This window comes from Streptococcus sp. SM3 (assembly GCF_027497875.1).
Window position 1 is genome coordinate 1 of the sequence record NZ_JAJNSA010000057.1, and the last position, 15,329, is coordinate 15,329.

The 15,329-nt window shown below is 35.0% G+C and carries 12 protein-coding genes; all 12 read right to left on the minus strand.

The features are described from left to right. The coding region (locus PAN06_RS08960; RefSeq protein WP_269796116.1) for a trypsin-like peptidase domain-containing protein at positions 1 to 2,251 on the minus strand (2,251 nt) is incomplete at its 3' end. A 298-nt stretch (positions 2,252 to 2,549) separates the two neighbouring features. Next, on the minus strand, positions 2,550 to 4,529 hold the full coding sequence (locus PAN06_RS08965) for a peptide ABC transporter substrate-binding protein (RefSeq protein ID WP_269796117.1): 1,980 nt from the start codon (positions 4,527 to 4,529) through the stop codon (positions 2,550 to 2,552). Between the two features lie 198 nt (positions 4,530 to 4,727). Continuing rightward, positions 4,728 to 5,780 (minus strand): galactofuranosyltransferase, encoded by a 1,053-nt coding sequence (locus PAN06_RS08970; protein WP_269796118.1) that lies wholly within the window; start codon positions 5,778 to 5,780, stop codon positions 4,728 to 4,730. A gap of 24 nt (positions 5,781 to 5,804) precedes the next feature. Next, on the minus strand, positions 5,805 to 6,902 hold the full coding sequence (gene glf / locus PAN06_RS08975; RefSeq protein ID WP_120718981.1) for a UDP-galactopyranose mutase: 1,098 nt from the start codon (positions 6,900 to 6,902) through the stop codon (positions 5,805 to 5,807). Positions 6,903 to 6,913: 11 nt separating this feature from the next. Beyond that, positions 6,914 to 8,329 carry an oligosaccharide flippase family protein gene (locus PAN06_RS08980; protein WP_269796119.1) on the minus strand — a complete coding sequence of 472 codons (1,416 nt, stop codon included), beginning with the start codon at positions 8,327 to 8,329 and terminating at the stop codon, positions 6,914 to 6,916. A gap of 151 nt (positions 8,330 to 8,480) precedes the next feature. Further along, positions 8,481 to 9,626, minus strand: a complete 1,146-nt coding sequence (locus tag PAN06_RS08985; RefSeq protein WP_269796120.1) for a polymerase — start codon at positions 9,624 to 9,626, stop codon at positions 8,481 to 8,483. 23 nt (positions 9,627 to 9,649) lie between these two features. Further along, positions 9,650 to 10,615 (minus strand): glycosyltransferase family 2 protein, encoded by a 966-nt coding sequence (locus tag PAN06_RS08990; RefSeq protein ID WP_269796121.1) that lies wholly within the window; start codon positions 10,613 to 10,615, stop codon positions 9,650 to 9,652. Then, positions 10,615 to 11,709 carry a UDP-N-acetylglucosamine 2-epimerase (non-hydrolyzing) gene (gene wecB, locus PAN06_RS08995; RefSeq protein ID WP_120718983.1) on the minus strand — a complete coding sequence of 365 codons (1,095 nt, stop codon included), beginning with the start codon at positions 11,707 to 11,709 and terminating at the stop codon, positions 10,615 to 10,617. Before wecB ends, PAN06_RS08990 begins: the two co-directional genes overlap by 1 nt. After that, entirely contained in the window at positions 11,706 to 12,791 is a 1,086-nt protein-coding gene (locus PAN06_RS09000; RefSeq protein WP_269796122.1) for a glycosyltransferase family 4 protein, read from the minus strand. Before PAN06_RS09000 ends, wecB begins: the two co-directional genes overlap by 4 nt. After that, positions 12,766 to 13,488: a WecB/TagA/CpsF family glycosyltransferase gene (locus tag PAN06_RS09005; RefSeq protein ID WP_124787599.1), complete on the minus strand. Its 723-nt coding sequence runs from the start codon at positions 13,486 to 13,488 to the stop codon at positions 12,766 to 12,768. Before PAN06_RS09005 ends, PAN06_RS09000 begins: the two co-directional genes overlap by 26 nt. A gap of 19 nt (positions 13,489 to 13,507) precedes the next feature. Further along, on the minus strand, positions 13,508 to 14,293 hold the full coding sequence (locus PAN06_RS09010) for a LicD family protein (protein ID WP_269796123.1): 786 nt from the start codon (positions 14,291 to 14,293) through the stop codon (positions 13,508 to 13,510). A gap of 4 nt (positions 14,294 to 14,297) precedes the next feature. Then, on the minus strand, positions 14,298 to 15,329 hold a 1,032-nt coding region (locus PAN06_RS09015; RefSeq protein ID WP_269796124.1), incomplete at its 5' end, for a sugar transferase.

The following is a 15,329-nucleotide window of genomic DNA, read 5'->3' on the forward strand; positions in this document are numbered from 1 at the left end:
CTCCGTCGAATTTTGCACCTTGTTTGTTAGAACCAACAGAAACAAGTGTGTTTCCTGGGAATTCAATAGTTTGGATTAATTTTCGTACATTGTCGACTGGTTTACCCATTTCGACATTGTTTTTGTTCACTACTTTTGTCACATCGAAGTGCATTTCGTTGCCGACTAATTGTAATTTTACAGTGATTTCAGCGTTGATGAATTCATCATCGTTTCTTACTTTCATTACATATTCTGCAGTAGTGTCATCAATCTTACGGTATTGAACTTCTGGAGTGACTAATACACCGTTGATTGACATTTTATCTAATTTTTGAACTTGACCTGTTAACGTTTTTCCATCTAATTCATATTCTTTAACACGTGGAAACGCTGTGTCGATAATCGCTTTTAATTGTTCTGACTGTAAAGTTTCATAGTGAACATCTTGGTCATTGCGACGCAACCCATCATCCACAGCTGGAGTTTCTTCTTCAGGTTTGATGTTATCTTGGTTATCCGCTTTGATCGATACAGAAGATAATTCTGTACCGTAAGTACCAGCTTTGAGGTAAACTTTATTCACATCAGCTAAAGCGTTCTTGACAACTTCTGGAACGACTTCTGTGCTAAATAAATTTTGTCCATTATTTGTAGCATTTAATTGACCGTCTTTTTTGTAAACGATAGATAGGTGGTTTTCTTCACCTACATTTGGTGCTTCTACACGAGTCTTACTATACCAAGTGTTTACATTTGGTCCTTTGTATTGCCAGAACCATCCGCCCTTGTCATACCCAACAAAGATGTTGTTGTCATTATCTTTATATTTTAGATATACCCCAAAGCGTGTTTCAGCTGGAGGGGTGTTTGCCTTGAACGTTAAGTCAACGCTTACATTTCCTTCCGCATCCGCCTGTAATCCAGCTTTTTCAAATAAAGCTTCGTTTGCTCCATTGTCGTTAGCTGTTGTTGAAGTTAATTTGTTGTAGCGTACTCCGCCTTCTTCAACGACTTCAACATTCCCTTTCACACGGCTTACTGAGTCCCACTCTTTTTTCACTTCGGCAGTAGCGCCGCTAGTTTCTCCCGTTGCTGCTTCAGCTGGTTTATTCTCAGCTGGTTTGTTTTCAACTGGTTTTTCTTCTTTCGGCTTATCTTCTTTTGGCTTTTCTTCAACTGGTTTTTCAGTTTCCTCTAAATCAGCAGGTTTTGCACTAGAAATCCCCTTAATATGATCTTGGATCCATTTTAATTGGGCTGGAGAGAAAAGAATTCCTCCACTACGGACACCGACCACACCATTTTGGTGAACCCCAATCAATTTACCATCCGTGTCAAAGATACCGCCACCGCTAGCACCTGGTTGCCCACCTTGATAACCAACTCCTTGAACACCTTCACCATAAGATTCAGCAAAATCCACAGCAGTGTTAATAACTGGCGCCAACTTGCCAGCAGGATAGCCAAACATATTGACTTTATCCCCAACTTTCTTAACAACTGGCTTTTCTGTGACTTCTACAGGAGCATTTTCAAGAACTGTACGCAATCTCACAAGAGCCAAATCGTTCTTATAGCCCTTTAGATAGCCATCTCTATCCCAGTGAATCACATCTTTCTTGCTAAATTTTACATCATCTAAACCAGGGTAGGATATACTAAAAATATCACCATCCCCTTTATCATTATCCACAACCTTACGGATATTTCCATCTTGTTGATCCTTGATAAAGTTATGAGAAACAGTCAAAACAAGATCCTTACCAATGACAATACCACTACCTTCTCCTGATGGAGTCTTAATCTTAACAGTAGCGCCATAGTTCAATTCTCCATTTTTTGTTTTGGCAACATCTTCAGGAACTAGACTACCAGTATCTTGCGCTAATTGGTCTTTATTTACCTCTTTACCATTATCAGTAGCTTTTTCAACTTTACCTTCTAATTCTTTCGGCAACTTGTCAGTAGTTTCTTTGTTTTCCTTTTCAAGAGCTAGTAACTCTTCTTCAGTTTTTGGTCCATCCGTTGTTTCAGCAGAACCTGGATTTGCTGCTGCAGCTTCTTTATCGAACTCCCGCCCATTATCGCTCGCTTTTTTATCCAAATCTGCTAGCTCACTTGGTAAATTATCTGTTGAGCCAACTGTTGGTGTGTTAGCCAATACTGGAGCAGTAGCAAAAAAACTAGCCCCAATCATAACTGAAGCAGCACCTAGTGCAAATTTACGAATACTGTATGTACATCGTTTTTCAAAAAATCGTTTATCCATTAACTCCTGATTCCTTTCATCAATCTTCGTAAGCGTTTACATTTCTTGCTCGAAAAATACTCCTTTCTATCTGAAAAGTGCAATGCTTAACGTTTATAAAAAATAATTACACTTTTAATATAACAATTTTTAATAGATAAAGCAATAGAAAAGCTAGGAAAATTGCTAATTTTTTTTCTTAATTCTGACAAAACCATACTCTGAGATTAAGGGGAAAATTGTCACATAATAAAAAGGATTTAGCATTCCTATCGAATGCCAAATCCTTTATCAATCGATTTCTATAGATGATTAAAATTTATTTTACATGTTTTGCAAGGTCTTCTTGCGCTTTTTTATTGGATTCTTCTTTTTCTTTCATCCATTTATCTTGAGCTTTTTGGTATTCATCTGCAGTAACTGCCTTGTCTTGAAGTTCAAGGTATTTGTATCGAAGCGGATCGCTTGTCCCCTTGTTACCTGAGAAAGAGAAAGGTAAAGTAAATGGTACCATCTTAGACAAGATTGGACGACCAGTTTTAGAAGTTGTTGGTATGATCAAAGCACTATCTGTCAACCAAGCTTGGGCAGCAGCATATTTTTCATAACGTTTTGTAACATCTGTAGTTTCTTCCCCTGCTTCATTGACCATTTTATCATAATCATTGAGACCAACCTTCTTAGCCGCCTCATTGTCTTTTCCTGAATCAAATCCTAGGTAAGTTCTCGTATTTTCCCCTACAGAAGGCTTGATGATGTCAAGATAAGTTGATGGATCTGAGAAGTCTGGTCCCCATCCAACGTTATCAGAAAGATCCCAATCCTCACCGGCAGCAGTTTGTGCAAATAAAGTTACATTAAGCACTTCATCCTTTTGTAATTGTTGGATATCAATAACCACATTATCAGTTCCTAAAGTTGATTCCAAAGATTGTTTCATAGATTGGACACGTTGAACTTTTGTAGTTGCTGTTTGGTCAACAGGCATATCTAGGTGAATTGGGAATTGTACTCCCTCAGCTTGTAGAGCTGATTTGGCTTTGGCAAATTCAGCCTTGGCTTTTTCTGGATTGTAAAGACCATCTTGAGCATCAGAAAGGTTCACATCCTTCCATTCATCCCCATAAGTCACCAATTTTTCTTTGACCATATCTCCAAAGTTTTTCCCATCTGCTTGAACAAATGTTGGTGGAACAAAGATATTACGTAAGATTTTGCTTGCTCCAGTTTGTCCATTTAGCTGAGAAGCATAGGCTGTACGGTCAAATCCAAAGGCAATTGCCTGACGGAAATCTTTATTTAACAAAGCCTTTTTAGTTGAAGTCTTTTGTTCTTCACTAGTCTTAGAAGTATATTTATAGGACTGACGGTCGATGTTTGTTCCTACTACATAAGTCGTAGAGTCCTGTTGCGTATAGACAATGTTGTCCTTCATCTCTTTCTCAAGCTCTGCGAAACTTGCACTTGTTGGATAGAGACGAGCTGCTGAAAGGCTACCATCTTTAAAGTTTTCTGCAGGTTTACTAGTATCTTGACCGTCCCAGAATGACAATTTAACTTTGTCAATATGGACATTGTCTTTATCCCAGTAGTTAGGATTTTTCGCAAATTCAACAGTAGATTTGGTTACAATGGATTTCAACAAATAAGGACCATTATACAAGATACTACTTGGATCTGTTGCTTTGCCAAAATCATCCCCTTTTGAGTTCAAAAACTCTTCATTAACTGGTGCTAAGACACCCATTGTTGTTTTAGAATTCCAAAAACTTTCAGGTTTGTTCAAAGTGTATTGGACTGTTTGATCGTCAAGAGCTTTAATCCCAACTTGAGAGAAATCTTTATTTTCCCCTTTAGCATAAGCATCCAGTCCTTTGATTGAATCCTGTACCAAGTATAGGGCTTCTGATTTCTTATCTGTTGCATATTTAAGACCTGTCACAAAGTCCTGAGCCTTAACAGGAGCATACTCCTCTCCTTCAGAAGTGTACCACTTGGCATCCTGACGAATCTTATAAGTATAAGTCAAGCCATCTTTAGAAACTGACCAGTCCTCTGCCATTGAGGGAATAAGGTTCCCGTATTTATCATTTTCAAGCAATCCATCAATTACATTACTAGTAATATCAGCAGTCGCTGCCTTACCTGTTGTTAAGTAGTTGAGATTATCTGGGTCTGTCTCGTAGGTAAATGCAAAAGTCTGCTCACCTTTAGTAGCTGAACCACCAGAACAAGCCGCTAAGACACCAGCTGCTAATAAAGTGACTCCCGCAAGAGCCAATACTTTCCTTGTTTTCATAGTATTCTCCTTTGTTTTTCTATCCATTATAGACCCTTCGCAATCTATTGTCAATATATTTTTCTGAATTTTCATTTTTAGTTGTTATTTTCTGACAACTATCGAATCTTATTTCATTTTTTAATCTCTCTTTAACCATAAGAAAAGAGGGAATCCAGTAACTCCCTCATCCATCTATTTAAGTCATTTTTAGATTCATTAATTTAAGGCTTGCAATGCGGAAAGAAGATAAGAACCCTCGCGAATTTTTTGACCTACGGCCTTAGCATTTTTGACCAAATCCTGATACTCTTCTTGAGACAAATTGTCCAATACTTCTTCCAAGTCAAGTAAACTCTCAACACTAATTCCACACTCTTTTTCTAAGACGAAATTAGCCAAAGCAGATTGCCCCCAGACAATAATAGGAAAACCAGAAGCCAAATAAAGGGAGGCCTTGTGGGAATTATTGTATCTCAAATACTCACCAAACACGCCGCTACAAGTTTTAGAACTATCACCATCCCAAACTAAACCAAAGCTTCCTTCTAATGCTGATGGTAGTTCATCTGGAAGAAATGAACCAAAATAGGTTTCATTTGATAGCTTTCTAGCCTCATCAAAACCAACACCATAAAGGTTATATGCCGGTCTTGCAGGCAACTCATATAAGTAACCTGCTTTTTCTTGGGCCAAATTTCCAGCTACAATAATACCCCCTTCCTTCGATAAATCTTCTTTGTCCTGATAACTCGGGATCAGATAGTCAAAAATGCCTAAACTAATTATTTTCTTCTCAGAAATCCCCTTATCAACAAGCACTGATTTCATAACTGGATTATGAGCAATAAGACCATCAGCTTGTTTCAAAAGACTTGACTCTTGAAGATGAACACGAATTTTATGCTTCAAGGGTACTGTATCCAAATTGGCATAGCGCAAAACTTCTAAATCATGGATAATAAAGTGAACCTTCACTCCTTTACGTTGCATTCTTTTGACTAAATGAGTCGTAAAGAAACTATGATGAAGCATAGGAAATTGAATCAGTAGCTGGTCCCCTTCCTTCAACTTAGATATAGCTTTGGATAGGGCTTTGGCCTTATGTCGTTGGGCTCTAATAGTCCCCATTTGATACCAATCATCTACCATCAATAACAAAGGACTATAGCCCTCACGAACTACTATTTCTTCAACATCGTTTCGAGCCTTATTCCCCGCATTTCGTGCACCAGAATCCTTCAGAAATTCTTCTTTTAGATAATATTTCATCGATCAACTTTATCCTTCGTTATCTCATTTAAACTCTTCCTCTACAACATTTAAAGCACGTTCAATGACCACATGCATGTCGTAGTATTTATAATCAGCCAAACGTCCACAGAAAATTACCTTATCATTCTGTGCTGCTTCTTCTTGATATTTAGCAAACATAGCATTGTTTCTCTCATCATTGATTGGATAATAAGGTTCATCTCCACGTTTCCAATCAGCTGGGTATTCACGAGTAATAACCGTTTTATCTTGTGTTCCGTACTCAAAATGTTTATGCTCAATAATGCGAGTATAAGGAATTTCTCGTTCTGTATAATTAACAACGGCATTTCCTTGATAATTTTCCTCATCTAGAACTTCATGCTCAAAACGAAGACTACGGTATTCTAACTCACCATGTTTATAGTCAAAGTATTGGTCAATCATCCCTGTAAAGACAACTTTTTCAGCAGAAGCTTCTAATTCCTGACGATTGGCAAAAAAGTCAACTCCAAGTTCTACTTCAACATCTTTCAGCATATTTTCGATAATGACATTATAGCCACCGATTGGAATACCTTGGTAACGGTCATTGAAGTAGTTGTTATCAAAAGTCAAACGAACTGGTAAACGTTTGATGATAAACGGTGGAAGGTCAGTCGCAGAACGTCCCCATTGCTTTTCAGTGTATCCTTTAATCAACTTTTCATAAATATCTGGACCGATCAACTTGATAGCCTGTTCTTCCAAGTTTTTAGGTTCAACATCCTTCATATGAGCCGTTTGCTCAGCAATCTTATTTTTCACTTCTTGAGGAGTTTTTGTCCCCCACATAGCATAGAAAGTATTCATATTGAAAGGTAGATTATAAAGGCTCCCCTTGTAATTAGCTACAGGCGAGTTGATATAGTTGTTAAATTCAGCAAATTGATTAACATAATCCCAGACTTTCTTGTTAGAAGTATGGAAGATATGAGCACCATATTTATGAACATTGACTCCTTCAACATTCTCACAGTAGATATTTCCACCAATGTGGTCACGTTTATCAATAACTTTTACTTTTTTTCCACGCTTGGTTGCTTCATAAGCAAAAATTGCTCCAGATAGACCAGCGCCAACGATTAGATAATCGTACATAATACACTCCTTTATTTTTTTAATAGTTGTTGTTTTAACTCATTTGGATTTATGACCTTCAAGATTAAAATCAAGCCGGCATAAATTATTGCTCCTAGCACAGCATATAGCCCCACATTAATCATTGGTGATACATTTAGGAATTGTTTTATAAATAGTAGGATACCATACATAACTCCAGATGAGATTATAATTTTGATCAATGAACCTAGAATGGGCACCTCTCTCAAATAAGAACGAGTATAGAATAACTGTATCAGCCATACTAGTACCTCTGTTAAAACAGATACAATTGCCGCACCTATATAGCCCAGCTTTGGAAGCAAGAGAAGATTTAAGCCCACACTAACAATAGCAGGAATTGTTGTTGACAGCATAAATTCTTTATTTTTACTATGAGGTATCAAAATTTGAATCCCCATAATATTGGTCCAACCAATAAAGAACATTCTAAAAATCATAATTGCTATCGCATAACGTGCCTCTTGAAAATCTTGCCCGAGGAAAAAGGTAACAAAATCATCATTTACAATTAGCATTCCTGCCATAATGGGGAAAATTACCAAATTATAAATCAGAAATGACATCTCATGCATTTTGTTAACTGCTTTATGATCCCCTGAAGATAAAAGATTTGAAACTCGAGGCAACATGACACTTCCTAATGAAGTTACCAATGTTAATAATATTTTGACAAGTTTCAGAGATTGATCATAAATTCCTACATCTCTTATTGAGGCTAAAGAACCAAGCATAGTACTATCTAGAGTCACATAAAGCGATATAGCAACCTGTGGTAAAAATAATAAGATAACAGGTTTCAAATGTTGTTTAGCATACAACCAATCAAAGTGCGGTTTTCCAATAAACTCTCTTGCTGGTAACCACATACTTAATTGTCCTAATAACTCGAAAATCGTAATCAAAAAAATATATAAATAGAGATCTTCAGATGATTTTATAAATGAAAAGATAGAAATAACACCAACTAATCTGACCGTGATATTTCTTACTGTAATTCTCTTAAAATCTTCTAATCCTTGAAATAACCAAGAAATATCTAATCCTTTTGAAATTAAGCTTAAGCCTAATATATATGCCACTGGATTTTTCATTACTGGTAAAAATTGACAAAGCAGTACATATATACAAGAAGAAAACAGAGTCGCTCCCAATTGTAAAGTATAAATACCCCAAAAATTCTTACGAATAGTATTACGATTACCTGAAATCTCCTTTGTACCATAATTGGCTACCCCTAGGGTAGCCAATAGAAGGAAATAAGTAACAATTGAGTTGAAGTAACTATAAGTTCCCAACTCATCCGAACTAAAAACCCTAGTGACATAAGGTGTAGTAATAATAGGCAAAATTATTATTAATAATTGATATGAAAGATTGTATGCATAATTTTTAAGAACCTTCATAGGGGGGCATATTCCTCACTTAACTACTATTATAAACGGCAAAAATTTATCTGTCCAAAAATGATTATGTGAAATATATTAAACTTTTTTGACACATAAATAACTTAACTAGCCTCTAATTAGAACTAAGGATACATATAACTCAAGAACTTTAAACATCTTGATAATTATACCTATACTTGCTCCAAGAAATACCCATCAATAATAATAATGGATTGTACATTAATTCAAAAAATTGTGGATCAAACATGGAGTGAAGTATCAATACAATAAAAACAAGCATCTCAACTGTATTAAAGTGTCCTCTTTTATTTAGTTGATAGAAACTATACCAAATAACAACTAGTAGAATCACTCCATAATGCAACAAAATATTTACAAAAGATGAATCAACGTATAAATAATTATCAAAAACAGACGTAGCCCTTTGTTGCAATTCCCAATCAATTCTTTGACCAAACATATGTACGCCATATAAAGATAATGTCTTATGTCCTAAACTTAGTCTTCCTGTCAAAGCTACGTTTAAAATTTGAAATAATTTACTGTTTGCGTTATAAAAATAAGTCAAAATGATAGGAATAAGAATCCCTGCAGTCAACGTAATTTTACCAATGGCATTCAGGATTTTTTGACTAACTACTTTATTTTTGAATATGTACACCAATACTAATGCTAGAATTGAAAGAAAGAAAGCTGATTTCGTATCAGTATTAACGTAAAAATAATAATTCAGTATTCCAAGCATTAGAATTTCTAATAATCTGATTTTACTTTTTCTCAAATATAGATAGACTAGAGTCAGATGAAATAAATAATTAGCACCGAGAGTAACATATTGGTATCCTTGGCTAAAACGGAATCGCCCTCCTAATTGAACCCTCAGCGTATTTTCAATAATGCCAAACTTTAATAGACCATATATAGAAATCATTAAGAAAACAATCGAAACTGTCCAGAGAATCAAAACTTTTCTAAAATTCACATTGTTTATAGAAATAATAAATAGGATTGTTGAAATTATTGTGAGAGCATCAAAAAGTTTATGTGTTGAAATTCCAATAATGATAGCCAAGCAGAAAGCTGAAAAGAAGAATATCAGAAACTTACTCGAGTGTCTCTCTAATAGTAGTTTAAACAGAAGTATGACAATAGACACTATCATAGCAACTATTCGAAAACGATAAATTTCAGGGTATTTATAGACTAAGTTTGTTTGAGCTATAAAATTAAAAAGCAACCAAATAAAGAAAGCTGAAAAATATAATAACTCTGATAATTTTATTTTTATTTTCATATTTTTACCTAAGTTTGTTTAAATTATCCAATCTTATTTCGAATAGTGTTATACAATTTTGCAGATACGAGAAACAATATATATTTCAATTTATTTTTCCTTGTAACATTTGAATTCGGAATAACATCTTTGAAATATTGAATGTATTCTTTTCTAATTTTATTAACTTCAGCATACATATCTGAACTAAGCATAGCATGTACAATATGCAGACCATTAAAAACATAGCGAACATTCAAGGCTCTTCTCATATCCCTATCACCTGAATAGTCTCGTTCAACATAACTTCTATTCCATTCCATTGCCTTGTAAAAATCTAAGAGACGATCACTATATTTAGAATTTACAATACTTCCTGGTCTTCGATAGTATTTATAAAGAGTTAGATCACTAACAGCAATATTTTCACAGGAAGCAATATGCTCATAAGCAAGAGCTAAATCTTCATACAACATCCCATTAGGATATGGAAACCTTAATAAGATTTCCTTCTTATATAGTTTACCACCTGAATGTGTCCCAACATAATTTCCATAAAACATTTGTTCTAAAGCTGTTCGACGATCTAATTTTCCAGAATATTTCTCTCTGAAATCTCCTAGAAAATCACTATTTTCATAGTCTCTAACTTCAATCACTGGAGTTGCTACAAGATCAACTCTATACTTATCTCTAAGTTCTACTAAATATTCAATGGCTCTATGGTCATAATAATCGTCTGAATCAATGAAAACAATCCAATCTGTTGAAGATTCTTTTACCCCAGTGTTGCGAGCATTGGACAATCCCCCATTTTCAATATGCAGAACTTTTATTCTGTCATCTTCTCGAGCATATTGGTCACAAATTTCTCCAGAACTATCCGTCGAACCATCATCTACTAGGATTATTTCAATATTTTTATATGTTTGTTGTCTTAGACTTTCTACACAATAACTCAAACAGTTCTCAACATTGTACACTGGTACAACAATAGAAATCTGATCCATTATGATAATCCTTCCAAAATGATATCAACAATACGCTCACAAGCTTTTCCATCTCCATATGGATTACTTGCTTTACTCATCTTGCTGTACTCTGTTTCATCTTCTAGAAGCAGTTTGAAATTAGTATAAATATTTTCTTCTTCTGTTCCTACCAATTTCAAGGTTCCTGCAGCAATTCCCTCTGGACGTTCTGTTGTATCACGCATTACCAATACTGGTTTACCTAAAGAAGGTGCTTCTTCTTGTACACCACCAGAATCTGTTAAAATCATGTAGCTTTGATTCATAAAATTATGGAAATCAATGACTTCTAGAGGTTCAATGATTTTCATACGTTCATTGTCGCCAAACACCTTACTTGCTAGCTCACGAACCTTAGGATTCTTATGAATAGGATATACGACTTTAACATCTTCAAATTCATTCAGGATACGATTAACTGCGTTAAACATATTTTCCATGGGTTGACCAAGATTTTCACGTCTATGAGCTGTCAACATGATGAGTTTACTGTCCTTAGCCCACTCTAAAATAGGATGGTCATAATGCTCTTGAACAGTTGTCTTCAAGGCGTCTATAACAGTATTCCCAGTAACATAGATATTCTCTCTTCCCTCTTTTAGAAGATTCTCTTTAGCCACTTCTGTCGGAGCAAAATTGAAATCCGAAATAATTGAAGTAGTCTGACGATTGAATTCTTCAGGAAATGGGCTTTGAAGATTATAAGTTCTCAATCCTGCCTCTACATGTCCAACTTTAATTCCCATGTAAAATGCAGCTAAAGCTGTCGCAAAAGTGGTTGTAGTATCCCCATGAACAAGAACAATATCTGGCTTTTCCTGCTCTAAAACAGCTTGAATTTTATCTAAAATACTTGTCGTGATTGTAAATAGTGTTTGATTTGCCTTCATAATTCCTAAATCATAATCAGGAACAACTTTAAAGACATCTAAAACCTGCTCTAACATTTCTTTATGTTGACCAGTTACACACACAAGTGTTTTGATTGAATCATTTTTCTTCAGTTCATTCACTAAGGGACACATTTTTATTGCTTCTGGACGCGTCCCAAAAACTAACATTACTTTTTTCATTTTGAATCTCCCATTAGTTTTTGATAAAATTTACGATAATTCTCTAAAAATAAAGGATAACTAAACTTCTCTTCATAATCTTTTTTAGCTTGATGAGCTAACCTAGTTCTAAGAATTGAGTCAGTCGCCAGACTCTCAATAGCAGAAGCTAAGGCCCTAGCATCTTTAGCAGGAACTAAGATCCCATTTTCTTTTGTAACAATTTCATTAATGCCAGGAATATCTGTCGCAACCATGGCTTTTCCATTCATAAATGCTTCAATAACATTTAGAGCCAAGCCCTCAAATAATGACGAAGACACTAGGAAATCAAAACTATTAATGCATTCCACTATATCCTGTCTATACCCTAAAAAAGATACTTTATCTTCCAGATTTAGTTCTTTAACCTTGTTTTCTAATTCGGCTCTAAGCTCTCCATCACCAACGATAAATAAACGAAGGTTTTCATCTGAAATCAAAGAAATAGCATCAATCAAATAGGTCAAACCTTTTTGTTCAGATAATCTTGCAATACAGCCTAGCTTGATTCCATCAAACTTCATAATCTCGTCAACTTGTCTATTTGACTGTTTCAAGATCACTCCGTTATAGATAACAGTGCTGTCTGCAACTCCCACATCATCTTTCAAATTTTGATTAACTGCTTGACCCACTGCAATACTATAGGCATTTTTAAGTGAAAATTTATATAAAGCCAACTTATCTTTAAAGACATTATGAGCAGTGTAAACGTGGACTAGCTTGGGATTAATCAGTTTTAACAAACGAATATAAAAAGCTGCCATTCGATGATGCGTATGAACCAGAGTAATCTCATTTGTCTTAATAATTTGATAAATAGTAAGAAGCAACTTCAACACAGTAAGGGGATTTTTGCTGTCTATATCGTGAATTTTATGATGGGTAATTCCTTGAGCCTCTAATTTTGGTTCCCAAAGGCCTCCTGTAGAAGCAACATGTACACTATCAAACTCATCTTTCAAATCAGAACTCAACTGGTACACGATTCTCTCCGCACCACCAATATCCATCGTTCGTGAAATATGTAAAATATTATTTTTTCGTTTTTCGTTTCTCATCTAAAACTCGCTTAATAAAGGTAACATTCCCTACAAAGTATCGTTTAAAGAGACGCTTTGGTTCATTAGCAACTCGGAACAACCACTCCAAGTTTGATTTCTGCATCCAAAGTGGGGCACGCTGAATGTGACCAGACAATACATCAAAACTACCACCTACACCCATAAAAATAGAATTCACCCCATTATCCATAAATTTTTGGATGATGTATTCTTTTTTAGGTGAAGTAATTCCAACAAATACAAAGTCGGGATTCTTTTCACGAATATCTTCCTGAATATCTTGCTCATCTTCCTCAGAAAAATAACCATTACGATGTCCAACAACTCGTAGATTTGGATACTCTTCTTTGAAATTTTGTAACATATCTTGCAAAACTTCTTCTTTAGCACCAAAGAAATACACTGAATAAGATTTTTCATCGGCTAATTTTAATAATCTTTGCATTAAATCAATTCCAGCAACTCGTTCTGGAACTTGGTAGCCCAAAAATCGAGAAGCTAGAACTACTGATGCACCATCTGCATTGATAATCTCAGACTCGTTAACTATCTTCTTAATAGCTTCATCTGATTGACATTGGTTAATTTTATCAGCGTTTACGCCCATTAAATGAAGAGGACGTTGTTCAATTACAAATTTCTCAACCGCTTGTACTGTTTCATCCATTGTTAAAGGGTCAATTCTGACCCCCATTAAATTAAAACTATTCAAATTAATCTCCCCATGTAGACTCAAAATGACCCTTACGCTCGGCTTCTTTTGGTAACTTCATGTAATCACCATATATTTTTGTTAAATATTCATCTGGGTTTGCATGGCAACTTATTTCTAAGTTCTCAAACTCTAGTAATTGTGGTTCACCGAATACTTCTTTTCTAGCAAGTTCACGTTCTCTATAGGAACCTAATACATTACCAACTATGGAACTAGTTTCAAAATCATATTGTTTAATTAGATTTTGTAATTTGTTGTTAATAGTGGCTGTTTTTAGAAGTTTATTTAATTTCAAAACTTTTGATATACTCACAATAGCATTTTCAAAACTTCCCCGATCTCTGTCATGTAGACGATCGATTACAGAAATTTTAGAAAGTGCTCGATAGAACTTGATTCTATTTGTATGTAGAAAGTAATGGAAACTCTCATCTGGATAACCATCCAAAGGAAAAATATCTATGAAGGGACTGCAAAGTTCATCTCCAAATGGAATTTGTAAAGATGTATCCATAATAGAGGTATTACCTAAATTATCATCGTGAAGTCTCAAAACAACATGTTCTGGAAGTTCTTTTTTACAAATAGACAAAAATTTTTCATAATCTTTTCGAGGCATTCCTAAATCCATATCATCATCCCAGGGAATAAATCCTTTATGACGAATTGCTCCTAGCAATGTTCCTCCCAAAGCATAATATCTTAAGTTATGTTTACTACAAATAGCAATAAAACTTTTCAATAAAGATAATTCTCCTAGTTGAATTTCCCTCACTTTATTCATAAAATCACTTCGCTCCATCTCTCATAAGTACAACTTTAATAGTTTTTAGTAAAATTTCAATGTCTTTCCAAATTGTCCAATCGTCTATATAAGCTACATCTAATTTAACAACTTCATCAAAATTCTTAATCTCACTTCTACCACTAACTTGCCAAAGTCCAGTGATACCCGGTTTAAAACTCAATCGACGTTTTTGTTCAGGTGTGTATGTCTCATATTCATCAACTGTTGGCGGTCTTGTTCCCACTAGGCTCATATCTCCTTTCAGAACATTCCAAAACTGAGGAAGTTCATCCAAGCTAGTTTTTCGGATAAAGCGACCAATTTTTGTAATGCGAGGATCATTGTCCATCTTAAACATACCACCCTGCATGGTATTTTTCTCCAACAATTCTCTCTTTTTATCCTCAGCATCAATACACATTGATCTAAATTTATAAAAAGTAAAATGTCGGCCGTTTTTTCCTATGCGAGTCTGGGCAAAAATAGCAGGTCCACCATCTTTTCGAATAGCTGGCACTAGAACTATACTGACTATGCCACAAATCATTAAACCAAAAATAGAACCAATAATATCTATAACACGTTTAGCAATGACATGACTATTCTTATAAAATTTCGTTGAAAAAGTAATGACATTTAGACCAGCCATCCCACGGATTTTCTTGTCACGCCCTAGATTATGGTCAAAAGCATTTAGATTAACCGTTACATCAATTCCCATCGTTTCAAAACGAGAAATAAATTCACCAATATCATATTCTTCACTAGGAAGATTGATAAACACTTCGTCCACAACTTCGTGAGTTGCAAAATTTAAAATATCTTCGACTGGTACGACTGTAATAGTATCATGTTGGAAATTAGGTTTATCTAATACACTAACTGCCACCAGTTCTCCAAAGAAATCACCAGCATCAAGTAATTTATCCATCACTTTCTCAACTCTAGATGTTGCTGTAATCAAGAATAGTTTTTTACTCCATTTCAAATTAGGAAATATCCGTTTCGAATAATACTTGATACAAATATTAAC